The 26,423-nt window shown below is 51.2% G+C and carries 25 protein-coding genes and 3 pseudogenes; 17 read left to right on the top strand and 11 right to left on the bottom strand.

Going from position 1 to position 26,423, the window contains the following annotated elements:
• Nucleotides 1-2: 2 nt before the first annotated feature.
• Nucleotides 3-839 (bottom strand): protein phosphatase 2C domain-containing protein, encoded by an 837-nt coding sequence (locus K365_RS0102865; protein ID WP_024333422.1) that lies wholly within the window; start codon nucleotides 837-839, stop codon nucleotides 3-5.
• Between the two features lie 268 nt (nucleotides 840-1,107).
• Between K365_RS0102865 and K365_RS0102870 the strand changes: the two genes are divergently transcribed.
• From K365_RS0102870 to K365_RS0102905, 8 genes are all read left to right on the top strand, one after another.
• Nucleotides 1,108-2,385: a double-cubane-cluster-containing anaerobic reductase gene (locus tag K365_RS0102870; RefSeq protein ID WP_024333423.1), complete on the top strand. Its 1,278-nt coding sequence runs from the start codon at nucleotides 1,108-1,110 to the stop codon at nucleotides 2,383-2,385.
• 8 nt (nucleotides 2,386-2,393) lie between these two features.
• The gene (locus tag K365_RS0102875) at nucleotides 2,394-3,170 is read left to right on the top strand and encodes an acyl-CoA dehydratase activase (RefSeq protein WP_029724896.1); all 777 of its coding nucleotides are present in this window, start codon (nucleotides 2,394-2,396) and stop codon (nucleotides 3,168-3,170) included.
• Between the two features lie 137 nt (nucleotides 3,171-3,307).
• Nucleotides 3,308-4,135, top strand: a complete 828-nt coding sequence (locus tag K365_RS0102880) for a phosphate ABC transporter substrate-binding protein (RefSeq protein WP_034625344.1) — start codon at nucleotides 3,308-3,310, stop codon at nucleotides 4,133-4,135.
• Nucleotides 4,132-4,995, top strand: coding sequence for a PstC family ABC transporter permease (locus K365_RS0102885; RefSeq protein ID WP_024333426.1), 864 nt, complete (start codon nucleotides 4,132-4,134; stop codon nucleotides 4,993-4,995). The genes K365_RS0102880 and K365_RS0102885 overlap by 4 nt, the downstream gene beginning before the upstream one ends.
• The gene (locus K365_RS0102890) at nucleotides 4,992-5,891 is read left to right on the top strand and encodes a PstA family ABC transporter permease (protein ID WP_024333427.1); all 900 of its coding nucleotides are present in this window, start codon (nucleotides 4,992-4,994) and stop codon (nucleotides 5,889-5,891) included. The genes K365_RS0102885 and K365_RS0102890 overlap by 4 nt, the downstream gene beginning before the upstream one ends.
• Nucleotides 5,884-6,585 (top strand): phosphate ABC transporter ATP-binding protein, encoded by a 702-nt coding sequence (locus K365_RS0102895; RefSeq protein WP_024333428.1) that lies wholly within the window; start codon nucleotides 5,884-5,886, stop codon nucleotides 6,583-6,585. Before K365_RS0102890 ends, K365_RS0102895 begins: the two co-directional genes overlap by 8 nt.
• A 222-nt stretch (nucleotides 6,586-6,807) precedes the next feature.
• Nucleotides 6,808-7,089, top strand: coding sequence for a type II toxin-antitoxin system TacA family antitoxin (locus tag K365_RS0102900; RefSeq protein ID WP_024333429.1), 282 nt, complete (start codon nucleotides 6,808-6,810; stop codon nucleotides 7,087-7,089).
• On the top strand, nucleotides 7,076-7,591 hold the full coding sequence (locus K365_RS0102905; RefSeq protein WP_006964104.1) for a GNAT family N-acetyltransferase: 516 nt from the start codon (nucleotides 7,076-7,078) through the stop codon (nucleotides 7,589-7,591). The genes K365_RS0102900 and K365_RS0102905 overlap by 14 nt, the downstream gene beginning before the upstream one ends.
• A 767-nt stretch (nucleotides 7,592-8,358) precedes the next feature.
• On the opposite strand, the gene K365_RS29300 is transcribed toward K365_RS0102905, so the two are convergent.
• The 3 genes and pseudogenes from K365_RS29300 to K365_RS0102930 form a co-directional block, all read right to left on the bottom strand.
• The gene (locus tag K365_RS29300) at nucleotides 8,359-8,505 is read right to left on the bottom strand and encodes a putative transposase (RefSeq protein ID WP_353740169.1); all 147 of its coding nucleotides are present in this window, start codon (nucleotides 8,503-8,505) and stop codon (nucleotides 8,359-8,361) included.
• 32 nt (nucleotides 8,506-8,537) lie between these two features.
• Nucleotides 8,538-8,681, bottom strand: a pseudogene (locus tag K365_RS29305) (hypothetical protein); the annotation flags it as partial.
• A gap of 183 nt (nucleotides 8,682-8,864) precedes the next feature.
• Nucleotides 8,865-9,239, bottom strand: coding sequence for a hypothetical protein (locus K365_RS0102930; RefSeq protein ID WP_024333432.1), 375 nt, complete (start codon nucleotides 9,237-9,239; stop codon nucleotides 8,865-8,867).
• A 62-nt stretch (nucleotides 9,240-9,301) separates the two neighbouring features.
• On the opposite strand from K365_RS0102930, the pseudogene K365_RS29030 reads away from it, so the two are divergent.
• The 5 genes and pseudogenes from K365_RS29030 to K365_RS0102955 all read left to right on the top strand — a co-directional run.
• A pseudogene (locus K365_RS29030) lies at nucleotides 9,302-9,415 on the top strand (FmdB family zinc ribbon protein); the annotation flags it as partial.
• A gap of 237 nt (nucleotides 9,416-9,652) precedes the next feature.
• Nucleotides 9,653-10,627 carry an urea transporter gene (locus tag K365_RS0102940; protein ID WP_024333434.1) on the top strand — a complete coding sequence of 325 codons (975 nt, stop codon included), beginning with the start codon at nucleotides 9,653-9,655 and terminating at the stop codon, nucleotides 10,625-10,627.
• A gap of 137 nt (nucleotides 10,628-10,764) precedes the next feature.
• Nucleotides 10,765-11,769 carry a formamidase gene (locus K365_RS0102945; protein ID WP_024333435.1) on the top strand — a complete coding sequence of 335 codons (1,005 nt, stop codon included), beginning with the start codon at nucleotides 10,765-10,767 and terminating at the stop codon, nucleotides 11,767-11,769.
• Nucleotides 11,770-12,144: 375 nt separating this feature from the next.
• Nucleotides 12,145-15,069 carry an ATP-binding protein gene (locus tag K365_RS0102950; protein WP_051147807.1) on the top strand — a complete coding sequence of 975 codons (2,925 nt, stop codon included), beginning with the start codon at nucleotides 12,145-12,147 and terminating at the stop codon, nucleotides 15,067-15,069.
• Nucleotides 15,044-16,501, top strand: coding sequence for a sigma-54-dependent transcriptional regulator (locus tag K365_RS0102955; protein WP_024333437.1), 1,458 nt, complete (start codon nucleotides 15,044-15,046; stop codon nucleotides 16,499-16,501). The genes K365_RS0102950 and K365_RS0102955 overlap by 26 nt, the downstream gene beginning before the upstream one ends.
• 208 nt (nucleotides 16,502-16,709) lie before the next feature.
• Here K365_RS0102955 and K365_RS0102960 read toward each other — a convergent pair whose 3' ends face one another.
• Nucleotides 16,710-17,144: an IS66 family transposase gene (locus tag K365_RS0102960; protein WP_024333438.1), complete on the bottom strand. Its 435-nt coding sequence runs from the start codon at nucleotides 17,142-17,144 to the stop codon at nucleotides 16,710-16,712.
• Between the two features lie 35 nt (nucleotides 17,145-17,179).
• Here K365_RS0102960 and K365_RS27090 point away from each other — a divergent pair.
• Nucleotides 17,180-17,314, top strand: a pseudogene (locus K365_RS27090) (ISAzo13-like element transposase-related protein); the annotation flags it as partial.
• 143 nt (nucleotides 17,315-17,457) lie between these two features.
• Here K365_RS27090 and K365_RS0102965 read toward each other — a convergent pair.
• On the bottom strand, nucleotides 17,458-17,709 hold the full coding sequence (locus K365_RS0102965; protein ID WP_024333439.1) for a hypothetical protein: 252 nt from the start codon (nucleotides 17,707-17,709) through the stop codon (nucleotides 17,458-17,460).
• Nucleotides 17,710-17,726: 17 nt separating this feature from the next.
• Here K365_RS0102965 and K365_RS27820 point away from each other — a divergent pair, with 17 nt between their 5' ends.
• Together K365_RS27820 and K365_RS0102970 are read left to right on the top strand one after the other, a co-directional pair.
• Nucleotides 17,727-17,891, top strand: coding sequence for a transglutaminase N-terminal domain-containing protein (locus K365_RS27820; protein ID WP_156887671.1), 165 nt, complete (start codon nucleotides 17,727-17,729; stop codon nucleotides 17,889-17,891).
• The gene (locus K365_RS0102970; protein ID WP_024333440.1) at nucleotides 17,888-18,151 is read left to right on the top strand and encodes a transglutaminase-like domain-containing protein; all 264 of its coding nucleotides are present in this window, start codon (nucleotides 17,888-17,890) and stop codon (nucleotides 18,149-18,151) included. The genes K365_RS27820 and K365_RS0102970 overlap by 4 nt, the downstream gene beginning before the upstream one ends.
• Nucleotides 18,152-18,332: 181 nt before the next feature.
• On the opposite strand, the gene metF is transcribed toward K365_RS0102970, so the two are convergent.
• Nucleotides 18,333-19,208, bottom strand: coding sequence for a methylenetetrahydrofolate reductase [NAD(P)H] (metF, locus tag K365_RS0102975; protein ID WP_024333441.1), 876 nt, complete (start codon nucleotides 19,206-19,208; stop codon nucleotides 18,333-18,335).
• A 356-nt stretch (nucleotides 19,209-19,564) separates the two neighbouring features.
• Between metF and K365_RS0102980 the strand changes: the two genes are divergently transcribed.
• Nucleotides 19,565-19,948 carry a CGGC domain-containing protein gene (locus K365_RS0102980; protein ID WP_006964102.1) on the top strand — a complete coding sequence of 128 codons (384 nt, stop codon included), beginning with the start codon at nucleotides 19,565-19,567 and terminating at the stop codon, nucleotides 19,946-19,948.
• 87 nt (nucleotides 19,949-20,035) lie between these two features.
• On the opposite strand, the gene fdhF is transcribed toward K365_RS0102980, so the two are convergent.
• The 4 genes from fdhF to K365_RS0103005 are packed head-to-tail and all read right to left on the bottom strand — an operon-like array spanning nucleotide 20,036 to nucleotide 26,422.
• Nucleotides 20,036-22,084, bottom strand: a complete 2,049-nt coding sequence (fdhF, locus tag K365_RS0102985; protein WP_084489719.1) for a formate dehydrogenase subunit alpha — start codon at nucleotides 22,082-22,084, stop codon at nucleotides 20,036-20,038.
• Between the two features lie 16 nt (nucleotides 22,085-22,100).
• Nucleotides 22,101-22,913: a 4Fe-4S binding protein gene (locus K365_RS0102995; protein WP_024333443.1), complete on the bottom strand. Its 813-nt coding sequence runs from the start codon at nucleotides 22,911-22,913 to the stop codon at nucleotides 22,101-22,103.
• A 3-nt stretch (nucleotides 22,914-22,916) separates the two neighbouring features.
• Nucleotides 22,917-23,315, bottom strand: a complete 399-nt coding sequence (locus tag K365_RS25520; protein WP_152427556.1) for a hydrogenase iron-sulfur subunit — start codon at nucleotides 23,313-23,315, stop codon at nucleotides 22,917-22,919.
• A gap of 59 nt (nucleotides 23,316-23,374) precedes the next feature.
• Complete coding sequence (locus K365_RS0103005) at nucleotides 23,375-26,422, bottom strand: FAD-dependent oxidoreductase (RefSeq protein WP_492207307.1); 3,048 nt, start codon at nucleotides 26,420-26,422, stop codon at nucleotides 23,375-23,377.
• Nucleotide 26,423: the final 1 nt, after the last annotated feature.

The raw sequence follows: 26,423 nt of genomic DNA on the forward strand, positions 1-26,423 counted from the left end.
TCTCAGAGTTCCTTGGGATGTCCGGCGGGTGAAAGGTCTTGAACAGCAATGGCGGCAATATCGTCGTGGGTCTTGAACCTGGGAAATCGGCGGCATTCCGGGTCGGTTTTTTCAATCTGCCGGATCCGGTGTTTCAGGCCTGACAGACCCAGGTCCCGGTACAGGGTGACCAGGGGCGTGAAATTTTTCTTTTTTGCCGGTTTTTCCGATGGAATGGACAGGCCGTCCGTGAACAGCAGCACGGTGTTGACCTGATCCAGGGATTTACGGCCGTGAAGGAGGAAATCCATGGCATGGGGCTCCCCGTTCAACACCCCATAAGTCAGGTTCATCTCGGCCCGTTTTTTTCGGATCTGTTCACAAATCCTTGTGTCCGTGCCGGATGTACCGGTTTTTTTCCGGGCCGGCCACAGGCACAGGGTGTCGTAATCATGATCTTCCCGGTCCACCACCACTTCGTGGGTGTTGTCGTGATAAATCAGAATGATCTGGGCATCGCCGGTCTGCACCCATTCCAGGGTATTGTCCCGGATCCGGACCACGGCCGCGCTGGTACTCCACAGGTTTTCTTTCCGGGTAAGATCCACGCCATGGCGGACCATATGTTGGTGAATGGAGTGGTTTGCCGTGTGTGCCAGTGCCTTTAAGGGAAAATGGTTGGTAGCAAAAACGGACCGGGCCGCGGAGGACGCGATCAATCCCCCGGTTTTTTCTTTTTCAAACACGGTTTTGTTCAGGCTGGTGGCCCCGTCAAACACCCCGAACAGATTGCCCTGAGCCACCAGGGTGTCTTCATTCAGACGGGCCGATCCTTTGTCAAGGATGGTTTCAATTTTCATGGAACGCCTACTATTCAATGGTTTCTGAATTTGCATGAGTTTTAAAATAGCCAGTGGGAGCACCTTTGTCTAATTCGTAATTTGGATGAAATATCGGGTTTCCTATTGAAAGGATCAATACCCGACCGGAAAATGGAAAACAGGGGCGCATGTATCGAAAAAATCGATGATCAGGTTAAAATTGATTCAGATAATCAATTTTACAGATAGAATTCGTGAATGTATAACCCCGTCAACAGCATTCAAACAAATTTGAAGAGGAGATACCATGACGACTGATTATACATCCATGTGGCAGGAACTGGGGCTCGACCTGGCGGGCCATGATGCCCTGCTCAATGTGCTGGGAACGGCTTACACCGATATTTATCTGTCCCAGAAGAACCGGCCCGAAGGCATGGGCTATTTTGATTTTGTGATGAGCGAGGTCCATGGGCTGCGCATCAAGGAACTGATGGACGAAAAAGCTGCCGGCAGGAAAATCATCGGCTCCTATTGCGTGTTTGTGCCCGAAGAAATCGTTCTGGCGGCCAATGCCACCCTGGTGGGGCTGTGCTCCGGAGCGGATTTTGCCATGGAAAAAGTGGAGCAGCTTTTGCCCAGAAACACCTGTGCGCTGATCAAATCCTCGTTCGGGTTTAAAATCGGCAAGGTGTGCCCGTATCTGGAAAGCGCGGACATGATCGTGGGGGAAAACACCTGTGACGGCAAGAAAAAAGCCTATGAAACCCTGGGGACCCTGGTAGACAATCTGTATGTCATGGATTTGCCCCAGACCAAGACCGACCAGACCAGAGACCTGCTCAAGGCGGAATACATGAAATTCAAGACGGCCGTGGAAGAATTGACGGGCGTCGCGGTCACACCTGAGTCCCTGAAATCCGCCATTGACGTGGTCAATGCCAAGCGGGCCGCCATCCACCGGCTGTCTGCATTGAGAAAGGCCGACCCTGCCCCCATTTCCGGCCTGGATGCCCTGCTGGCCAACCAGGTGTTCTTTTACGACAACCCGGCCCGGTTCACGGAATCGGTCAACAAAATCTGTGATGAACTGGAAACCCGGATCCAGGAAAAAACCGGGGCATTCCCTGCCGGCGCGCCCCGCATCCTGGTGTCGGGATGTCCCCAGGCAGTTCCCAACTGGAAACTGCACATGATTGTTGAAACGGCCGGGGCCGTGATCGTGGGCGAGGAATCCTGTGTGGGCGAACGGGGCACCCGGAACCTGACCGCCGATACGGGCACCACCGTGGATGAGATGATGGATGCCATCGTGGACCGGTATTTTCAAGTGGATTGCGCCATATTCACCCCCAATCCCCAGCGCCTGGACCACATTCAGGAGATGGTCACGGCATACAACGCCCAGGGTGTGATCCATTACGGGTTGCAGTTCTGCCAGCCCTATCTCATGGAATCCATTCCCGTGGAAAAAGCCCTGGAGGAAAAAAACATTCCCTGCCTGCGGGTGGAAACCGATTACGGCATGGAAGATGCGGGCCAGCTCAAGACCCGGGTGGAAGCATTTATCGAGCAGCTCAGGTAAGGATCGACATGTCCTCAGACACAACAGCGGTGCGGTATGCCGGTATCGATATCGGCTCCCGCACCATCAAACTGGTGGTGGTTGACTCATCGGGCAAGATCCTGGAGCGGTTCCAGTCCGACACGGGATTTGACCCCATGACCACGGCCAATGCACTCATTGCCAAGGTATCATTCGACAAAATCATGGCCACAGGATACGGCCGGAACCTGTTTGAACTCTCCTTTGACGCGCCCACTGTCACGGAGATCAAGGCCCATGCCCGGGGCGCCTGGACGGAATTCCCCGATGCCCGCACGGTTCTGGACATCGGGGGACAGGACAGCAAGGCCATTTCCCTGTTTGACACGGGCAAAGTGAAAAAATTTGAAATGAACGACCGGTGTGCCGCCGGCACGGGCAAGTTCCTGGAAATCATGGCCGCCACCCTGGGATTTGAATTGGCGGAGTTCGGGGCCCAGGCCCTGGCCGCTGAAAAAGACCTGCTGATTTCCAGCATGTGCACGGTGTTTGCCGAATCGGAAGTGACCTCCCTGATCGCCAGGGGCGAAGACCGCAAAGAGATCGCCCGGGGCCTGCACACCAGTGTGATCCGGCGGGCTGCGGGCATGATCAACCGGGTATCTTCGGACGGGCCCATCGTGTTCACGGGCGGGGTGGCCAAAAATCCCTGCATGGTGCAACTGCTGGCCGGCAGACTGGACCGGGAGATCCGGATCCCATCCGATCCCCAGCTGGCCGGTGCTTATGGAGCGGCCCTTCTGGCGGCAGAAGCCCGTGCCTGAATTCAGTTGCATGAGACAAGGATTCATTTCGATGAATTTTATGGAAAATGTCGGGAAAACAACACAATATTAAAATGTCAGAATAAAATGTCTGATCAAAGGAGGTAATGATGTTTGGAAAAATAAGAACAGGTATCATGAAAACGGGGATTGCGGCAATAGGTCTGCTGGCGGGGTCAGTATTATTTCTGGGAACGGCCCAGGCTGGGGCCGTTGATTCGTTCAGCGGCCTGTCCGGAGAGATCCGGATCTCCGGCGGGACAGCCCATATTCCGGTCATGAAAGAGGCGGCCAAACAGATCATGACAGCCAATCCCGACATCTCCATCAGCATTGCCGGCGGCGGTTCCGGCGTGGGGATCAAGCAGGTGGGAGAAGGGATTGTGGACATTGGTAATTCAGGCCGTGCCGCAACGGATGCGGAGGTGGAAAAATATGGCCTGAAACTGTTCAAGTGGGCCATTGACGGGGTGGGCGCGGCCGTGAATCCGGGTAACCCGGTCACATCCCTGACCAAAGCCCAGCTCAAAGACATTTACAGCGGGAAGATCACCAACTGGAAAGACCTTGGCGGCAAGGATGCGCCCATCACGGTCTACACCCGGGATGAATCCAGCGGGACCCGGGCGGTTTTCTGGAAAAAAGCCCTGGACAAAGGAGATATTGTGTCCAGTGCCAATTTTGTGGTATCCAATGGGGCCATGAAAACCGCCATTGCCAATGATCCCAATGCCATCGGTTATGTGTCTGTGGGACACATGGATGCCAGTGTGGCCGGCGTGGCCCTGGACGGGGTTTTTCCCACCATCGATACGGTCAAATCCGGTGAATACAAAGTGGCCCGGGGGCTTTACAGTAACACCCAAGGAGATCCTTCCGGATTGACCCAATTGTTCATCGCGTATCTGCTGAGTCCTGAAGGACAGCGGATCGTTGTTCAGAAAGGATTTGTGCCCGTAAATTGACCCGCGTAACCCAACAGACGGCCCGGATCGTATTTTTTTTGAGTGCCGCAGTCAGTGCCATGGCTGCGGCACTGGTGTTTGGCTTTCTTCTGGTGTTCGGGTTCCCCCTGATCGGCGGGGGGGAGTTTTTCTCTCTGCTGGCCCGGCCCTGGTCCCCGGGACAGGGGCTGTACGGGTTTCTGCCCATGATCACGGGAACGGCGGCCATCTCGTTTTTGAGCATTGTGTTTGCATTGCCTTTGAGCCTGGGCACAGTGTGTTTCATGGGCGGGCTGGGTCCGGCCCGGATCAGCCGGCTTGTGGACGGATTTGTCCGGTTCATGACGGGCATCCCCACGGTGATTTATGGGTTTTTAGGTATTTTCCTGCTGGTGCCAGTGGTTAGAACCCTGTTCACTTCCGCCGGGTCCGGCATGTGCATTTTGTCCGCCTCCCTGATGCTCTCTTTGCTGGTCAGCCCCACCATGATCCTTTTTTTCAAGGACGGGTTTGATTCCGTGGATGTCCGCTATATCCAGGCGGCGGATGCCCTGGGGGCGGACAGCGTGCAGCGGCTGATCTACGTGATCCTGCCGGAGGCATGGCCGGGCATTGTCACCGGGATCATCATGGGACTGGGCCGTGCCATGGGCGATACCCTGATCGCGTTGATGATTGCGGGAAATGCCGTGCATGTGCCGGGGTCGATTCTGGACTCCGCCCGGACCCTGACCTCTCATATCGCCCTGGTATCGGCATCGGATTACGACAGCCTGGCGTTTAAATCCATTTTTGCCTGCGGCCTGACCCTGTATGTGTTGAATGCTTTTGCCGTGATCGCGGTGAGGAAGCTGGGCGGAAAAAGAGGGCAGGCCCGATGACCATCCGGATTCTGGGCGGGTGCCTGCGGGTGTTTTCCTGGGGGGCGGTGCTGGTGCTGACCGGTTCCGTCCTGGTGCTGCTGGGGTATCTGCTGGTTAAGGGGATCCCGTCACTGGGCCGGGACCTCATCTTCGGGCAGGTGGATGTCCTGGATGCCGTGCTGCTGAAAAAGCGGGTGTTTGACGGGCTGTTTCCGGCGATTGCCGGCACCCTGAGTGTGGTGGCCCTGTCCGTGGGGCTGGCCGTTCCCGTGGGGGTCTGCGCCGGTATTTACATGAGCGAGTTTGCCACGGTTTTTCAGCAGCGGGTGTTTGGGCTGATGTTTGACATTCTGGCAGGCATCCCGTCCATTGTGATTGGGTTGTTCGGATTTTCAGGGGCCATTTTCATTCACAAATATATCTCCAATGATTTCAGGCCGTGCCTGGCCGTGTCTGTGGCGGCCCTGGCGTTTCTGGTCCTGCCGTACATCACGCGCACCACCCAGGCCGCCATGCAGGGGCTTTCGATCCAGATCCGGCAGGCAGCCCTGGCCCTGGGGGCCACACGGGTGCAGAACATTTTTTATGTGCTGCTGCCGCGATCGTTTTCAGGGATTTTGTCCGGCATCATTCTGGCCATCGGCCGCTGCGCTGAAGATACGGCAGTTATCATGCTCACGGGAGTCGTGGCCACGGCCGGGATTCCCGGGTCCCTTCTGGGCAGTTACGAGGCCCTGCCGTTTTACATCTATTATATTTCATCCCAGTACACAGATGCTGCGGAACTGATGTCCGGATACGGGGCTGCGATTATCCTGCTGGGCGTGTGCGCGGTTCTCTTTTTCCTGGCGTTTCTCATCAAAAGACATTTGGCCGGTCCTGCCGGGCCGGCACGGGGGAGGTTCCATGGATAAGCCTGTCAAGATCCGGGTGGAAAACCTGACCTTTTCATATCACCAGACACCGGTTTTCGAACATATCAATCTGGATTTTGAAGCCCATGCCATCACGGCCATCACCGGACCTTCGGGCAGGGGAAAATCCACGTTTTTATCCCTTTTGAACCGGTTGTGGGAATCCCAGCCCTTTGCAAGGATGGAAGGGAAGGTCTGGATCCTTCTGGACGGGCAGTGGGTCGATATCTATGGGAAAACCCTGAGCAAACCGGACCTGAGAAGAAAAGTGGGCATGGTGTTCCAGACCCCGAATCCGCTGCCCATGAGTATCTATAAAAATATGGCGTTTCCATTGAAATTGACCGGTGTTGCGGACAAATCCCTGATAGAGGAAAAGATCACGGCCGCACTCCGGCAGGCTTTTTTATGGGATGAGGTAAAAGACCGCCTGCATGACAGCGCCTTCAGCCTTTCCGGCGGCCAGCAGCAGCGGCTGTGCATTGCCAGGGCCCTGGTTTCACAGCCTGAAATCCTTCTTCTGGATGAACCCACCTCGTCTTTGGATGCCGGAGCCGCATCCGTGATTGAAGACCTGCTGGTCAATCTCAAAGAACGATGTACCCTGATCGTGGTATCCCATTACCTGGACCAGGTGTCCCGGATTGCCGACACGGCACTGAAACTGGAAGCCCGTGGTTTTTCACCGGTGTGATTTTTTCGTCGAACCGGTGATCAAATCGCCAGACGGCTCATTCAGGAAAGCATTCATTTTCCCGTTCACTGGCGGGGTGGCCAAAACCCCTGTATGGTGCAACTGCCTTCCGGCTGCAACAAGTCCGGGCAGCAGTCAAATATTGTTGTCATTTTGGCACAGTTGCTATATCATTATACCAAGACTCAATTTGAATAATGGCTTGTAAACAAAGGAGGGGGTATGCCAAGAGTAGAAAAAAGATTTCAAACACGGATGCCTTATCATGTCCACGAAAGGCTTGCGCATGCCGCAGAGATATCGGGTGCAACGTTAAACCAGTTTGTTGTACAATCCGCTTTAGAGAAAGCCAATTTTGTACTGGAAAGAGAACAAATATTACATTTAACTTATCGTGATGCTGAAGCACTATTCGACGCAATTGAAAATCCACCATTACCAAATGAACAGTTAATAAAGGCAGCTAAAAACTACAAAAGGAAATTTATTGATGAACCGGTTTGAGGAACTGACCCGTTCACATAATCGAGTTGGATTTGATTGTGGCGTGCAGGAACTCAATGTTTTTCTTCATAATCTTGCTCATCAAAATTTCAAAAAAGGTCTTTCCCGGACATTTGTATTAACGAGTGAAGATATTCCAGAGGAGATTTTATCTTTTTATACGCTGTCTATTTTTGAAGTTTGTGCGCGTAAACTACCACAAAGATTTTCAAAAAAATACAAAGGGCATCTTCCAGCCGTAAAAATCGCCCGTCTTGCTGTTGCCACAGTCTTACAAAATCAGGGCTTTGGTAAGTATATGATTATCGATGCAATTAGACGAGCAATGGCAATTTCAAAACACGTTGGTATAATCGGCTTATTTGTGGATGCAACAAATGAAGATGCCAAAAAGTATTATTTGAAGTTTGGATTTATCCCTTTACCTGATCATACTTTAGAACTTTTTTTGCCGTTAAAAACCCTTCAAAAAATGTACGTTGAGGTTTTTGAAAAAAAATAGAGAAACTCGCAAGAAGCAAGAGAAAACTTGCTTCACCTTGGTAAAGGGCTTGCTCTTCCTCGTATGAAAAAGTGGCGTTTTTATCGAGCCGGTGGTCAAATCGCCAAACGGCTCATTCAGGAAGGCATTCATTTGGGCTGGTGGAGCCGCAGACCCTGGACATCATCCGGCCCCAGGCAGTACCCGGCAATATAGGCCACAGTGGGCATTTTGTTTGTTCTTGTACAGATCTGTAACGCGCATCAGATTCTCCTTTATCTCTCATACAGTTCAGTTCATCAGAAATCCTTTAGTCATGGCCCACCTGTCACCGCAATCCCTGTGCCAGAGTCGTGATCATGCTGCTTATCTTTATTTTGATCTTATTTCAATTGGTTGTTTGAAAATCCGTTGTAAAAAGGACCGTTCCTCATCAAAATTCCTGGCAAACGCTGCATGATACCCCACCGCTTCATACAGTTGTGTCTCCGCACGATAGCAGGCCATTTTGATCGCATCGGTCAGCCGTTTCTTCTTGGTTTCAAGCCGGAGAATTTTGTCCTTATCCAGCACCTCTTTGATTTTGATCTTATCAGGCAGTTCCCTGATTTGACCCTCTATTGCCTTGATCTGCCTTTCGATCCACTTGATTTCCGTTTTCAGCCCATAGTTTGAGATGTTGAACCCTCACATAGTCCAGCACTGCTTTTCATCATTATCCGCTGTTTTGGTTGCATAGTGCTCTTTTTTGGTTTTGAACTGTCTGAGTCTTTTCTCCCGTTCTTTTTTCAACGTTTTTTTCTGCGGATTCGGAACCAGTTTTCCGTATCTGCCGGTTCAACACCCCGGGATACAAGATGATCAAGACCATATTGTTCCCGCATGTATTTGAAATAGTTTTCCTGGTTCCAGCGCAAAAAGATTCTCCGGGCGATTCTTCCATGGACAGATCCTGGCGGGTTGTGATGATAGAGGTCTGGTGTCCTTTATCACACAACCTCCTGACTTCCCGGAACCATCCATTTTTTTTCAACAGGATGCTGCGTTCACTGAGCTTGTAAGTCACTGTTCTTTCACGGACCTGGCTGGCTACCTCGACAAAACGGTTCATCAGAAAATCGCGTACCTGGGATGAAAAATTTTTCCAGATAGGCCCATGATACAGAAAATGATTTTAAAAGAACAGGGCAAACAGTTACTTGCAAAAACCGGACATCACTGGGTCATCATACTACATTCTCAATCTGCACTTCACAATGACCATGCACAAATCAGATTCAAAGACAAATAAATTTCATAGAGATTGGACTGTTTGCCCTTTTATTTGAACTCCTACCTGATTTTTTGTGGATACCCGATTTTTGGTAAGGTCGTAAATGATCCCCTGGTGAGCGGGATCATCTGTTACCAAAAGAATACTTACTTGTTTTTTTGTGGGATTTAATTTTCCGTAGAAGGCTGTTTCAAAAGGGAAAACAACAAATAAGCCATGTCGATTTTTCAAGACAGGATAAAAACAAAAATCTTCTGAATCCGGCTGTGTAAAAGACGTTGACCATGAACAGATAGTTTGACTGGTTTCGCCAAGTGGGATCATTTTCCTCTGTTTTTTCGTTTCTGGCATGGTTGTCGCAATGCGTAAGAACAGTAAGGCCACTTGTAAGAACATTTTTTGTCAACCCGGCATACCAAGACAGTCGTCGGAGCCATTAGCAAAAAAGAGATATTGATATGCCAATCTACGAGTATAAGTGCCGGACTTGTTCTGGGGAGTTTGAACACCTTGTCCGTTGCCATGATACTGACGTTACCTGCCCCCATTGTCAATCGCACTGGGTGGACCGCCTCATCTCCCTTGCTCATTATCGGCATGCGGATCACTGGATGGCCAATGTCCAGAATGGTTTAAAAAAATCTCTGGAAAAGGACCAGATCAAGGCGGAAATGAAAAAGACAGCCATGGCTGCCAAATAAGAATCGATAGAGGGAATAAACCCCATTAAACAGGTGATTCCCGGAATCATAAACCCGATGTCAGTTTTCAGTGGAGAAAAAATGGAAAAAAGAAAAAGGAAAATAGTCATGGAACATCCAATGATGGTCTTTACTCGCTCAGTGCTTCGGGGATGCGGCCAAGTGATGTTTCAGAAAAATGCTGTCACTGGATTGATTTTTTTTGCGGGGATATTCTACAATTCAACAACACTGGGCATCTGCGCCCTTTTAGGAACGGTGACGTCCACTGGGACAGCCCTGCTGCTTGGGGCTGATAAAGACCTGATTCAGGACGGTTTGTATGGATTCAACGGAACCTTGGCCGGTATTGCCATCCCGTTTTATTTTTCCTTTGAGCCAACGCTGCTGTTACTGGTAGTTCTCAACGGAGCATTTTCCACCATTGTTATGGCAGCGCTCCTGCAATTTCTGGGAAAATGGGAGGTGGCACCGCTGACCGCACCCTTTGTCCTATCCACCTGGGTATTTTTACTGTCTGCCCATACCTTTCACCTTTTCGCGCCCGGGCCGCTCCTGGTGCCCGCGCTTCCCCATTCCGCGCCTGTGGCCGAGCTGGGCCGTGTGAGCGGTATGACCCTTTGGGAGGGACTTACCAAGGGTGTGGGTGAGGTGATGTTCCAAGACCATGTGATCACTGGCTGTCTGTTTGTGGTCGGTTTGGCCGTTAACTCACGTATATCTGCCCTGCTTGGACTGTTGGGGTCCATGGTAGGGCTGTTGACGGCCTGGATACTGAAGGCACCGGAATCCTCCCTGCACCTTGGACTTTACGGGTTTAACTCAGTGCTGTGCGGCATTGCCCTATACGGGGTGTTTTATTCTCCGGGAAAGGGCGTGGGAGCGTGTACCATAGCTGCGATGATCATGTGTGCTATTACCACGGCAGCTATGGGTGTCCTGCTTGCCCCCATGGGGATACCGGCCCTGACCGGACCCTTTGTCTTGGTTACCTGGTTTTTCCTCTTTGCTGGCCGGCAGTTTTCGGTCCTGGAAAAAGCCATGCCAAAACCGTCAGAATTATCTGAAAATATGTGTGATTAAGCGGTTATAAACAAATTGTAGAGAATCAGGAAGATATTCCTGCAAAACGTTAACTGGAATTTGAATGTGTCAGAGTATCGTATTCAATCCTCTGACATGATTACAGCGTGAACAACAAATTAACAGGAGGTTTTATTATGGGAAGTATCGGAAGCGTCAGCAGACCCACCAACGGACTACTCGCAGGATTGATTCAATACCCCGTGCCGGTGGTTAATTCAAAGAAGGACATCGAAGCCAATGTGGATCGTATTTGTGAGGCAACAGCTAACACCAAGGCGGGGTATCCGGGAATGGATCTCATTGTCTGGCCTGAGTACAGCACTCAGGGACTCAATACCAAAAAATGGGTCACCGAAGAGTTCCTTCTGGACATCCCGGGACCTGAGACCGAAGCCTATAGCAAGGCCTGCAGGGATAATGACATCTGGGGTGTTTTCTCTATTATGGAACGGAACCCAGACTCATCCAAAATGCCTTATAACACTGCCATTATCATCAATAACAAGGGTGATATCGTTCTCAAATACCGTAAGCTGAACCCCTGGGTACCAGTTGAACCCTGGCTGCCCGGAGACTTAGGGGTACCAGTCGTTGACGGCCCTGGCGGCAGTAAACTCGCACTTAACATCTGCCATGACGGTATGTTCCCGGAACAAGCCCGTGAAGCTGCCTACAAGGGGTGCAATGTCTACATCCGGATTTCAGGCTACTCCACCCAGGTCAACGAACAGTGGATTCTCACCAACCGTTCCAATGCCTGGCACAACTTGATGTATACTTTAGCAGTCAACCTTGCCGGTTACGATGGAGTCTTCTACTATTTCGGCGAAGGCCAGATCACCAATTATGACGGAACGGTGCTGGTACAGGGGCACAGAAATCCCTGGGAAATTGTGACAGGAGAAATCTTTCCCCACTTGGCAGATCAAGCCAGGAAAGACTGGGCACTGGAAAACAACATCTACAACGTCGGAACCCGTGGATATGTTGCCCAGCCCGGTGGTGTCAAGGAATGTCCCTACACCTGGGTCAAGGACTTTGCAGAGGGCAAGTACAAACTTCCCTGGGAAGATGATATCAAGGTTAAAGACGGCTCTTTCTACGGTTACCCCACTGATGGAAGTCGGTTTGGCAGGTAATCGTCTTGGGCTTTAGGATTGAAAACATAATCATTTTTCGATCCTTGGTACAAGATCTTTGATAAAAGGGATAAATACAGGTCACCCGGCATTCCGGGGTGACCTGTATTTATTTAAAACCCAATGGGAATTAAGGCCGCCCATCCCTGGATTTTTGAATTGAAACGTGTTTTAATCGCTTCACATCGTCACCGGCAGTCATCTGCCGGTGACGGCAACGGAGAAGACACATTGGACGGTTATGATTCGCCAGATACCGCTTGCGCCGGAGAAGCATGAGATGCTGTCGAATCCTAACCAAAAATTGATGGCAAGGGATCGACATTGAAGCAATTGTCCCTGAAAGTTTTACGGCGCAGGCGGACTTACAACGCCTTGGTCGGCATCGAAGCCATGGAAGATTATTCCCTCCGGTATGCAGCCCGCTCTTTCAGGCGCTGGCCAGCCTGGATTCTTGCCAATACAGCCCTTGGTGGCATCTCTTTTCTGGCCCTGGAAGCCATCGGCGCCAAGCTGATCCTTGACTGCGGTTTTGCCAATACCGCCTGGGCTGTTCTGGCCATCACTCTGATCGTCTTTTTGACCGGCCTTCCCATTGCATATTATTCCGCCAGCTACAACGTGGACATCGATCTCCTGACCCGGGGAGCGGGTTTCGGGTACATCGGGTCTACCATTACCTCCCTGATTTACGCCTCTTTTACGTTTATTTTTTTTTCCATCGAGGCGGTGATCATGGCCCAGGCACTGGAATTGTGCCTGAAGCTTCCCCTGGTAACAGGCTACCTTATCAGTTCCCTTGTGATCATTCCCTTGGTTATTTACGGCATCACCCTCATCAACCGCATCCAGCTTTATACACAGCCCTTGTGGATACTTCTTTTTGTTCTTCCTTTTGTGTACATCCTGATCAACGACCCCGGGACCCTCACGCGGTGGTCAGCGTTTCCCGGGTATTCGCCCAGCGGTGCCTCCTTTGATCTGTTGCTTTTCGGATCTGCCTGGAGTCTTTGTTTTTCAATCATCTCCCAGATCGGGGAGCAGGTAGACTATCTGCGGTTTCTGCCCGACAAGACAAAGGAGAACCGGGTGGCATGGTGGACAGCACTGATCTTTGCTGGTCCGGGCTGGATTCTGGTGGGGGGGCTGAAAATGATGTGCGGCGCTTTTCTGGCTTTCTGGGCTATGAGCGTTTACGGCCTTGACCTGCCCCAGATTTTGGAACCGGTGCACCTTTATCTCAGCGGATTCAGCCAGCTTTTTCACCATTCGGCCCTGGCCCTTGGCGTGACCGCTTTTTTTGTGGTCCTCTCCCAGGTCAAAATTAATGTGACCAATGCGTATGCCGGTTCTCTTGCCTGGTCCAATTTTTTTTCCCGTCTTACCCACAACCATCCTGGAAGGGTGATCTGGATGATATTTAACGTGTTACTGGCGATCTTGATGATGCATTTTGGCCTGGTATTTACTTTGGGCACGGTGTTGGCTGTTTATTCAAATTTTGCAGCCGCCTGGATCGGGGCGATGGTGGCCGATCTTATCCTGCTCAAACCCCTGGGCATAAGCCCTCCCTATATCGAGTTCCGGCGAGCTTATCTTTATAGCATCAATCCTGTTGGCTTCGGGGCCATGTTAACCGCATCCACTGTTTCCCTGGCCTGTTTTTTCGGGGCATTCGGGGCTTATCCAAAGGCCTTTTCCGCTGTCATTGCCCTATGTCTTTCCTTTTGTCTGGCCCTGGTCATTGCCCGGGCAACCAAAGGAAGGTACTATATTGCCCGCCCTCCTGAAAAAATAGGGTCCGGCAATAGTAATGAACTGGCTTTATGTTCCATCTGTGAAAAATCCTATGAGATCCAGGACATGGTCTATTGTCCTGTTTATAACGAACTCGTCTGCTCTCTCTGCTGCAGCTTGGACATCCTGTGCCAGAACGCCTGTAAAAAAAAGGACCCTTCGCCGGTTTCACCTGGCCTAAGAAAAAAGAGGCAGCAATCCTCCCATGGGAGCGTTTGGGCCGTGAGTTTTCTGTTCCAAAATTTTTTAGTGCATTTTTTTTCCGTAGCAGGGGTACTGGCGATTATTTTTGTTTGCTTTTACCTGCTTTTTGTTTCTGGGCAACAGATTGCCAATGGCCTGGTTTCGTTTTTCGTTTATCTTTTTTTGACAGTGCTTCTTTTTTGGGGTATCTGGGTCTGGTGGTTTGCCCTCAACCAGGAGAACCGGGCCCGAGCAGAAAGCAAACTGGACCAGTATATCCTGGATCTGGAGCAGGAGGTAACAGACCGCAAACAAGCCGAGATCAGGCTTCTCGATAGTGAGGACCGCCTCCGTCACCTGAACGAAAATCTCGAGGTACTGGTAAAGGAGCGGACCCAGGAGCTCAAGAGCAGCTACCGGTCCCTGAGACAGGCAGATAAGATGGCTTCTTTAGGTATCCTGGTGTCGGGCATGGCCCATGAGGTGAACAATCCCATCAACTTTATTTCTCTCAACTCAAAGCTTTTAAAGGATGTTTGGCAGGATATCCTGCCAGCCCTGGAAGAGTATGAAAAGACATACGGGGACCTGGAAATAGCCGGAATGAGTTTTGACTATGCAAGGTTGAGCATCCCCAAGCTCCTTGCCGGCATAAGCCAAGGGGCGGATCGGGTATCGGGTATTGTTCACAACCTCAAGGATTTCTCACTCCAGCACTCCCGGAACATGAAAGGCCAGGTGGATATCAATAAGGCCCTGGAAGCGTCCCTGGCGTTGATGGAGAGTGTCATTAAAAAAAGCACCAACCATTTCCAGGTGTTTATGGATCCGGCTGTTCCATTGTTCAGGGGGGATAGCCGGAGCATTGAACAGGTCATGATCAATCTTATTCAGAATGCGTGCCAGGCATTGCAGACGCCGGATCGTGGTATCACTGTCAACACCGGAACACATAATGGGCAGGTTATTTTTTCCATCTTGGACGAGGGGGAAGGGATCTTACCCCGGATGCTGAAACATGTGACGGATCCATTTTATACGACCAAGCGGGGGCAGGGCGGTACAGGCCTTGGCCTGTCCATCTCAGCCGGCATTGTCGAAGAACACCAGGGAGTCCTCAAAATCAGTTCTGTCCCGGATCAGGGAACCCGGGTGGAGTTGCGGTTTCCCAAGATGATAAACGATAAGGAACATTCATTCTCTTCGGGCAGCAAGTTACATGAAGAGACAATCTGTGAACCCAAGGCCCTGGACCCTGGCCAGGGCTTAAATATGACGTTAAGGAAAAAAAATAATGGCAAATCATCCGAATCCTTTTAATCCTATTTTGATTGTCGACGATGAACAATCCGCTCTGGACGGATTCGAAATAGCCCTTCACACCTTGGGATTCAATCATGTCATCACCTGTCAGGAGAGCCGCAAGGTCGTGTCGATTCTTGAAAACACCCCTGTGGATCTGATTCTCCTGGACCTGATCATGCCCCATGTGTCGGGCAGCGACTTACTCGTTGAGATAAAAAAAATACGCCCGGACCTTCCTGTCATCGTCGTAACCGCTGTCAGCGAGATTGATTCAGTAGTGTCCTGCATGAAAAGCGGCGCGGTTGACTATATACTCAAGCCAGTGGAAAAAGAACAACTGAAAAGTCGGGTGCGCAAAGCTCTTGAGATGGTGGAGATGGAAATGGAAAATGCCCGGCTCCGAAAGGGGCTTCTGGCAGGCTCTCTCCATCAGCCTCACGTCTTTTCTGAGATCGTGACTGCAGATCCCCAGATGCTTTCCATCTTCCGGTATTGCGAAGCAGTGGCTGGAAGTTCTAAACCTATCCTGGTCACCGGCAAAACGGGCACGGGAAAAGAGCTCATTGCCCGGGCTATTCATGATCTCAGCCGACGGCCAGGAAAGTTCGTGGCCGTAAATATTGCCGCCTTTGATGACTCCGTGTTCGCCGATACCTTGTTTGGCCATGTGCGGGGAGCTTTTACCGGGGCGGACCAGGCCCGAATGGGCCTGGTGGAAAAAGCCTGTGGCGGAACCCTTTTCCTGGACGAGATCGGGGACCTTAGCCTGGCCTCCCAGGTCAAACTCTTACGTCTTCTTCAGGAGCAGGAATTTTCACCGGTGGGATCGGACCGGGTCCGGCATTCCAACATCCGGGTGGTGACGTCGACCCACCAGGATTTGGCAGAATTAAAATCTAAGGGCCTGTTCAGAGAAGATCTCTACTACCGGCTAATCACCCATCATATTCACCTTCCCTTGTTAAAGGATAGACCCGGGGATATCAAACTGCTGCTGGATTATTTTCTGGAGGTGGAATCCAATGAACTGGGGCGGAAACGCCCCACGTACCACCCAGAGGTGATCACGTTACTTAAAACCTATGATTTTCCTGGAAACATAAGAGAATTTCGGGCCTTGGTTGCGGATGCTCTTGTCAAACACACCTCCCGTATGCTCTCCTCTCAGACCTTTAAAAAGTATATTCGTCATGAAGTGCCCCAGACTAATGACCCCGAGGATCAGAGCCAGCGGCTTTTGTCCCTGAACGACTTGAGTTTTAATCCCGACGCTTTGCCCGGGCTCAGGGAGGCCATAGCTAAAGTGACGGAGAAACTCATCTCCGAAGCCATGACTAAAACCGGGGGGAACCAGACCGTGGCAGCCCGGATTCTAGGCATCTCCCAGCAGTCCCTCAGCGTAAAAATACAGCGGCTGAAAACGACTTCAAAGAGGGATTATGCTTGATTGTTTTCCTGGCTGGTTTGTGGCACAAAGAGTGGTTTGTCTGATGCAACAGGCTTAATAGGGAATTACGTGGGGAACCTCTCAACGTCAATCATGGTATATGTCAAGTAAATTGTCGTTTTTTCGTGTCCCTTCGGCAGGCGTGTGTAACAAAAATTTTTCCAGCTGGGGGTGGCTCTTTTGGTCTCCCCCGGCCGTCAAGATGGATCTACGATTCGTTTGCCTTATAATTCCAGGGCATCCATTTGGAAGGATCTTTGAAAAGTACCAATGAATTTTTTATCAGCGTGACCAGATAATCAAAGGGATTGACACACATCAGATTGCAGGCATGGATCAGACTCATGAACATATCCCCGATGTAGGCACCATGTTCGGTTTTATAGAACAGTGAATTTTTCCGGTGCTGGATGCAGCGTTTCAAGCTTCGTTCACAGATATTGTAATCCAACGGTGCTCCCGGAACCTCCAGAAACCGTGTCAATTTGGTCCAGTGATTGTTCATATAGGTGATCGCCTTACCGAGTCCGGAGTTCGGTTCCACCAGATTCTCATCTTTCTGGCGGTCCAGCCAGGACTTAAGATCCGCTATCAGGGGACAGCTGTGCTCCTTATGCCAGACCAGCCGATCATCCGGTGTCATCTTTTCTTTTTTGGTCCGGGCATCAATTCGGTAAACCCGGGACAGGCAAATGGAACAAAATCGAGTATCAAATGTTTTCTTTCATGAGCAAGAACTGGCGTGGGCGGCCATTGGATAGTTTGGGAACAATCGTTAATCTGATTTCAAATATCACCACCCAAAAAGGCCTGTGAGTAGAAGCTGATATTGCTGAACCCAGATCCACAGGGTTTTAGATGGCCAGGCTGTCCGAACATGTGGAGGCACTTCCCGGAAACACCCTGCGCCTTTCCGGACAAAAGAGGAGAAGATCACCTTGGATCTGACCACACAGCTACGTCTCACGGACATTTCCCATCTCATGGAAATGAATCCGGCAGGAGAGTTGCCACGGCTTTACCAGCTTCTGAAGCGCTTGAAAAAAGGGATCCAGGCTCTGGGGGACCAGATTATCCAGCACTATCTGAGCCGCATCGAGACAGAACAGCAGATGCGCATCTCCTTTGATTCGGATGCGCTTGATGATCTGCTTCCATGGAAGATATCCGTCCGAAAGCAGAGCCCCATCATGGATGGCAGATTTCATGAAATATCAGGTGTCCCATGTCACCCGTTATCATACAGGAAATCGCTTCACTTTCCCATAATGAGCTGTTTCTGACACCCAGACAGACACCGGTCCAGCGCTGCATGGAACATACCCTCACCCTTTCGCCCACATCGCCATTGCCTGCCTGCGCTCCTTGGGACTGCCGGCGCGGTATGTGAGCGGGTATCTCCACACCCAGCCGCCACCGGGAAAAGAAAGGTTGAAAGGCGCGGAAGCCTCCCATGCCTGGTTTGTCGTTTATCTGCCCGGCACAGGATGGGTGGACCTGAATCCCACCTACAATGTCATGCCGTTTGACCAGCACCTGACCTTGGCATGGGGTAGGGATTACAGTGATGTGACCCCGGTGAAGGGCATGGTCCTGGGCGGCGGGCGCCATCAGCTTAGCGTGGCAGTGGATGTGATCAGTATCGACTGATTATACCTGAAGTCGTTATTATCAGTTTTGTCAATGAAGATGATTTGATTTGCCGTGAATGGCCTGATTGCCCGGGGCGAAGACTGCAAAGAGATCGCCCGGGGCCTATGGGGCCGCCCTTCCGGTGGCGGATCAAAAGAAAAATGGCACTGGATGGATTTTCAATTTTTTACAACCCAATTTACATGGCATTTTCCCGTTTGAGCTGTTTTATAATTTCCGTGGTGTTTTTTGCCCGGTTCATGGTGTAGAAATGGAGGCCGTCCACCCCTTTTTCCAGAAGTTTGCGGCATTGATCCGTGGCAACTTCAACACCCAGCTGAGCCGCTCCTGCCTTATCCTCCGGGGCCAGAGCCGATAATTTTTTATCCAGCCAGGCAGGGACGGTAGAGCCGCAGACCCTGGACAGCATCCGGGTTAATTTGACCGTGTATACCGGCATAATCCCCGGAAGAATGGGTACCTGGATACCCTGGTCCCGGCATTTGTCCACAAAGTCAAAGAAGAAGCGGTTGTCGTAAAAATATTGACACACTACATACTCAGCCCCTGCGTCGACCTTTTCCTTGAGATGTCTGATGTCGCTGTCCAGACTTTCGGCCTCCAGATGTCCCTCAGGGTAACCGGCACACCCCAGAGTAAATCCGTAACGGGATTTAATGAAATGGATCATCTCACCGGCATAGGGAAAACTGTTGGGATGGGGGGTAAACGTTTCATCGGCAGGTTTGTCTCCCCGGATTACAAAAATGGTCTCCACCCCCAGGGCCTCATAGGCATCCAGAACCCGGCAGATCTCATCCGGCCCCAGGCCGTACCCGGCAATATAGGCCACCGTGGGCAGTTTTTTTGATTGAACCAGATCTTTTACCGTCTGATAGGACCCATCCCGGGTGGATCCGCCGGCCCCGAAGGTGACAGACAGGTAATCAGGGGAGAGGTCCGCCAGGGTATCCACAGTGGCACTGAACTTCTCTGTGGCCGCTTCGTTCCTGGGAGGGAAAAATTCCATGGAAATGACATTTTTTTTGTTCGTGTACAGATCTGTAACGCGCATCAAATTCTCCTTTATCTCTCATACAGTTCAGTTCATCAGAAATCCTTTAGTCATGGCCCAACTGTCAAAGCAATCCCTGTGCCAGAGTCGTGATCATGCTGCTTATCTTTATTTTGATATTATTTCAATATGTTAGAATAAAACAGTGCCGGATCTCAAACAGCGGTCGTTGTTTTTCGATGCATTTTTGCGACCATTTAAGGAGAATTATAGACGGTTAATTCGGTTCCAGGTGTGTAAGTATCTGTCATTATTTAATATTTCCTTCTGGTATAAACCTTGCTCTCTTTTTTATCGAAAAAATTTTCGACCCATTATTTTGATGATTGATTCAGATGAATAACCAGGAGGTTCAGATGACCAGAATTGGGATTATCCGATGCGAAAAAAATGAAAAAACATGTCCCCTGACCAGTTGTTTTAATACGATGATGAGTGGGGCCCAGGGCTTCAGCGCCTATGATGAATGCACCCCGGCCGGGGTATTTACCTGCAGATGCCCGGGGGACAATGTTGCAAACTTAGGTAAAATTTTAAAGTCAAAGGGCGCTGACGTCATTCACCTTTGTACATGCAGCTTTGCAAAAAAAACAGAAAAGGGCTGGGACAACAGTCAGGGCGGATTTTGCGACCATATTGAAAAAATTGCCCAAGACATTGCCCGGGCCGCCGAACTGCCCTGTGTATTGGGAACGGCTCACCTGCCCAAAGGATACACCCCCGTGACCGTTGAAAAATAGGCGTTAACCGGAGGCCGGCGGGGTCACACAGATCGGATCTATGGATCCGCCGGCTCAGGGTATCAGCAACGGCCTTTTTGATTCATATTATTGGATCAAACGTTCAATTCTGACGGCCCCTACCTTGAATTCCGGAATCTTGGCCAGCGGATCAAATGCATTGGAGCTGGTCAGGATATTGGTCGGATTTTCCCCGAAATGGATGGGTAAAAACAGATTACCGGGCATGACATCCGTGGTGATCCGTGCCGGCACCTCCATCTGTCCTCTGCGGGAGGTCAACAGCACGGGATCATTTGATTTTACCTTGATTCTCATGGCATCATCCGGATGGATCTCCACATATCCGGTTTTCTGTTCCACATCCAGATGCCGGGACACCCGGGTCATGGTGCCGGTGTGGAAATGGGCGAACATCCGTCCTGTTGTCAGCAAAAAGGGGTATTCTTCACAGGCCAGTTCCGCGGGATCCTTGTATTCAATCGCATGAAACTTTCCTTTGCCCCGGGCAAAGGTTTCCTTGTGCAGATACGGGGTGCCGGGATGATCTTTGCTTGGACAGGGCCATTGCAACCCGTTGATGCCTAAGCGCTCATAGGTCATGCCGCCGTAGCTTTTTTCTGTGAGTCCCGTGATTTCATCAAAGATTTCTTCTGCCGAATCATAATCCATGGCATATCCCATGGCCGAAGACAACCGTGAAATGATTTGCCAGTCCGGCAGCGTGTTGCCGACGGGGTCCTGGGCTTTTCGGGCCCGCATACAGCGGCGTTCCGTGTTGGTAAAGGTGCCGTCCCGTTCGCCTAAGGCGGCCGAGGCAAAGATCACATCCGCTGACTGGGCCGTCTCGGACAGGAAAATATCCTGCACCAGGAGAAATTCCAGTTTTTTCAGGGCATGATTCAGATGGTTCCAGTCCGGGTCGCTGAGTTTGGGATTTTCGCCGATGATATACATGGCCTTGATTTTTTTCTGATCAATGGCCTCGATCATATCCGTGATGGTCAGGCCCGGGGTGCTGGACAGTTCCACGCCCCAGGCATCGGAGAATTTTTTATTGACACCCGGATCAGATACGGGCTGATACCCCGTAAACACGTTGGGCAGCCCGCCCATGTCACAGGCACCCTGGACATTGTTCTGGCCGCGCAAAGGATTGATCCCGCCGCCTTTGACACCGACATTGCCGCAGAGCATGGCCAGGTTGCAGCAGGACTTGACGTTGTCCACACCCGTGGTGTGCTGGGTAATGCCCATGGCATACAGCAACGCGGCCGGAGAGTTTTGGGAATACAGTTCAGCCATGCGGATGATATCTTCAGGGTCCACCCCCGTGATGTCAGACACCCGCTTTGGGGTGTACGTGTCAATGACGGCCTTGAATGCATCAAAGTCCTCACACCGGTCTGCAATATAATCGGGATGGTGCCATTGATTCTGGATGATGACATGCATCATGCCGTTGAGCAGTGCCACATCCGATCCCAGCCGGTGGTTCACGGACAGGTCTGCCAGCCTTGCCAGCTGAATGTTGCGGGGATCCGCCACAATCAGTTTGGCTCCGTTTTCCTTCGCTTGGATAATCCGGCTGGCAATCAGGGGATGACAGGCCGTGGTATTGGATCCGATCACAAAAATGGCTTTGGAATCATGCTCAAACTCCGCAATGGAGTTGGTCATGGCCCCGCTTCCGAAAGCAGCGGCAAGACCTGCCACTGTGGAAGAATGTCACAGCCGGGCGCAGTGATCCACATTATTGGTGCCGATCACGGCGCGTGTCAATTTCTGGGCCAGATAATTTTCTTCATTGGTAATCTTGGCAGACACCAGGACCCCGATTGAATCCGGGCCGTGTTCTTCTTTAATTCGGGTGAACCGGCGGGCCGCCTGATTCACTGCTTCATCCCAGGTGGCTTTTTCCAGGCGGCCATTTTCTCTGACCAGCGGGCCTTTCAGCCGCATATAGCTGTTGATGTATTCATGCAGGTTCCATCCTTTAATACACAGTTTCCCCTGGTTTACGGGATGGGATTTTAATGGCAGCGTGCGGTTGATCCTGCCGTCAATGACTTCAAACAGGACCCCGCAGCCCGTGCCGCAATATGAACAGACTGAAGGTACAAATTCACAGTCCATGATCGATCTCCTCGTATTAAACATCCATAGGTGCAGGTGTCAGTTCAACTGTTTTTCCGATAATGGAAAAGGGTGATTTTTCAATATGATCTCCGGGCACGTACCCGAAGATATCGAACACGGCATCGTTGACTTCCCGGTACAGCATGCGCAAAGGAATATGTGCCGGGCAGGCGTCTTCGCACAGACCGCAGTCAATGCACCGCCCGGCCATGTGGGTGGCCCGGATCAAATGGAAAATCGGCACCTCGGGCGGGAGCACACCCGGCTCGACCAGGTTCGGATGCTCCAGGCTGCATTCCTTGCAGAAACAGACGGGACAGACATTCCGGCATCCATAGCATTTGATGCATTTTTGAAACTCATACATCCACCGGGACAAGCGGTCTTGGGAATCATGCTCTGCCATAAAATCCTTTGGGCTGTCATTATAGTCGATCCCGTGGGCTTTTTTATATTCACCCGTGGTTTTCGGTTTGAGATAGGAACAGTCCCCGTGGGTTGACAATGAAGACGGGCAGCAGTTAACCGTCAAAGTTTCAATATTTTCCGGGTTCAGCTGATCCCAGATGTACAACAGATTCAATGCCCGCTGGCTGCAGTCCCGGGTCAGGATACCGATTTTCAGTGTCGGGTCCTTCTGGGCCAGATCACAGGCGATTTTTTCCAGAGGATACCGGTTGAGGCTGATTTCAAGCTGGTCCAGATCGTCTACATGCGCTTTTGTAAACCCGTGGGGAATCTGGTGGCCGTCCAGTTTGCGATATCCCAGGAAGATGTCCACCCTGTCCTGCAACAGGAGCTCTTTTGCCGCTTTTACCATATCCATATTTTAACCTGCCTTTTTCATCTCATTGATGGCCCGCAGCGGGTTGGGGCCCATGTTCCGGATTTTTTCAGTGAATTTTGTCACCACATCCACATATTTCTGGGCTTCGGCGGAAGAGATCCATTCCAGGTGAAGCCGGCCTTCCAGCCCCATGAATTTCAACAGTTCCTGAACAAAAGCGATGCGCTTTAACGTCATGTGATTACCATACAGGTAATGACAGTCACCGATATGTCATCCGCCCACCAGAACGCCGTCCACATTGTTTTGAAAGGCTCTGAGAATGTGATGGGGGGAAACGGATGCCGAACACATCACCCGCACGGGTATGATATTGGGCGGGTATTCCAGCCGGGATACCCCGGCCAGATCGGCTGCCCCATAGGTACACCAGTTACACATAAAGGCAATAATTTTGGGTTCAAATATATCTGTTTTCACTGGATTGATTCCTTTATCATTTATGCGCCCATGGCGCTTTTAATCTGGGCATAAATCTGCTCATTGTTAAACCCTTCCAGGGTCAGGGCCTCGGATGGACATGCCGCGGCACAGGCACCGCATCCTTTACACAGGGCCGCATTGATATTGACCACATGTTTTTTTTCATCCATTTGGATGGCGTTATACGGACACACCTCAATACATCCCTGACACCCGGAGCACAATTTTTCATTGACCCGGGATACCACACCGCCGACACTGATGCTGGATCTGGCCAACGTGGTGATGGCCCGGGACGCGGCGGCTTTGGCCTGGGCGATATTCTCGTCAATGGGCTTGGGATAATGGGCCATGCCGCACAAAAATACCCCGTCCGTGGCAAAATCCACGGGGCGCAGTTTCTGGTGGGCTTCCAGCATCCATCCGTCACTGTCACAGGTTATTTTGAATGCCTGGGCCAGGGACTGATTGTCCCGGGCTTCGATGCGTGATGCCAGGCAGAGGATGTCCACATCAATGGATACGGGTATTTTCAGGATATGATCCAAAATCCGGATGTTCACCCCCGTGCCGCTGGGGGTTACCTGGGGTTTGCTTTCCAGATCATACCTGAAAAACAGGATCCCCATGTCCCTGGCCTGCTTGTAAATCAGCTCCCGCTTTCCATAGGTCCGGATATCCCGGTAAAAAATATAGACATTGGCATTGGGATTGCGTTTTTTCACTTCCACGGCCGAGTGAATGGAATGGGTGCAGCAGACTTTTGAACAATAGGGATGGGCCTCTTCCCTGGAGCCGACGCACTGGATAAATGCGATGTCTTCTGCGGCGTCAAGCATGGGATCCTTTTTGTTCAGCCGGCCGTCAAATTCCAGATGTGTCATCACGGCATCATGGTTGCCATACAGGTATTCATCCGGTTTGGCTTCCACGGCCCCCGTGGCTAAAATGGCCACGCCGTGATCAATGGTCACCTTTGATTCCGGGGTGGCCAGTGTGGTGTTGAAATTTCCCACAAACCCGTCCAGATGCTCAATCACGGCACCCAGGTACGTGTGGATCATGGGATGGTCATTGACCTGGTGGATCATGGCTTTCACCTGGCCGGGGATATCTTCATCCATATAGGTATGAAAGAGTTTTCTGGCATTGCCGCCCAGGTTTTGTTCCCGTTCCACCAAAGATACGGGAAACCCCTGGCGGGCCAGAGACAGAGCCGCCGTCATGCCGGCGATGCCCCCGCCCACCACCAGGGCGGACTGGGTGACGGGCAGTTGGGTTTCAAACAGTGAATTGAGCAGCATGCTTTTGGAGACAGCCATGCGGACCAGGTGTTTGGCTTTTTGCGTGGCCCGGGCCGGTTCACTGGCATGGACCCAGGAATCGTGATTCCGGATGTTGGCCATCTCCAGTAAATGCTTGTTCAGGCCCGCATTGATCAGGGTCTGACGAAACAGCGGCTCATGGGTTTTCGGGGAGCAGGCCGCCACAACCACGCGGTTCAGCTTCTTTTCTTTGATCACCTGGGCCATTTTGTCCTGGGTATCCTGTGAGCAGGTAAACAGATTTTCTTCCGCATAAGTGACCCCGGGCAGGGTCCGTGCATAGGCAACCACGTCAGGCACATCGATCACGCCGCCGATATTGGTCCCGCAGTTACAAACAAACACGCCGATTTTTGGTAATTCATATTCCGTGTCCCGTTCTTCGGGGATCACGATCTCTTTTGTCCGGGTATGGCGTGCCGAAGAGATGTATTCCGTGGCGGCCGCAGCCGCAGAACTGGCTTCCATGACGGACTGGGGAATGTCTTTGGGTCCGGTAAACACCCCGCATGCGTATATGCCCGGCACGGAAGTGGACACGGGATTAAAACTGTCCGTTTTAACGAAATTGCCGTGATCCAGTGCAATGTTCATGGTCTTTGCCAGGTCCACACAGGAGGCACTGATCTGGAGCCCCGTGGACAGGACCACGATATCAAAATTTTCGTTTTGAATGGTCCCGTCCTGATCAATAAATCTCATTTCGATTCCCTGGTGATCCAGGCTTGGTACCACCGAGTGAACCCGGGACTGGATGAACCGGACCCCGTTTTTCTTGGCCCCTTCCATGTACCGGTCAAAATCCTTGCCATGGGTCCGCATGTCCATGTAAAAAATCGCACAGTCCAAAGGATCATGGCTGTGCTCCCGGGCCATCACGGCCTGCTTGACGGCGTACATGCAGCAGACGGATGAACAATAGGCATTGCTGCACCGGTTTTGATCCCTGGAGCCCACGCACTGGAGCCAGGCGATCTTTTCAGGGGCTTTTTCATGGTCTTTATCCGACGGCAGGCACAAATGCCCGCCAAAAGGCCCGGTCGCAGACAGTATCCGTTCAAATCCCATGGATGTGACAATGTCCGGGTGCTGCCCGAACCCCAGGGAATCGATTCCGGAAGGGTCAAAGGATTCAAATCCCATGGCCAGAATGATGGATCCGACGTTCAGGGTCTTTTCTTTTGCCTTGTCTGCAAAATTGATGGCACCGGAAGGGCAGACCTTTTCACAGTTGCCGCACCGGTTTTTGGTCAATTTCAGACAAATGGTATCATCAATGGCATATTTCAAAGGAACGGCCTGGGAATACGGCACATAAATGGCTTTCCTTTTGCCTAAGCCTTCATTGTATTCGTCATCCACTTTTTTGGGGCATTTTTCCGCACACAGCCCGCAGGCAATGCACTTGTCCATGTCAATGTACCGGGGATTTTCCGTTAAAGAGACCTTGAAATTTCCCTGGATCCCGGACACCTTCGTGACTTGGGTTAGCGTTAACAGTTCAATATTCGCATGCCGGCCGACCTCGACCAGTTTGGGTGAAATAATTCACATGGCACAGTCATTGGTGGGAAAGGTCTTGTCCAGCTGGGACATTTTTCCGCCAATGGCCGGTGATCTTTCCACCAGGTATACATAAAACCCGGAGTCTGCCAGATCCAGTGCCGCCTGCATTCCCGAAATACCGCCGCCAACAACCATGACTGATCCCTGGAGGCTGTTTTTTGTTATTTTTTCAATA

Source organism: Desulfotignum balticum DSM 7044, assembly GCF_000421285.1.
Classification (GTDB): Bacteria; Desulfobacterota; Desulfobacteria; order Desulfobacterales; family Desulfobacteraceae; genus Desulfotignum; species Desulfotignum balticum.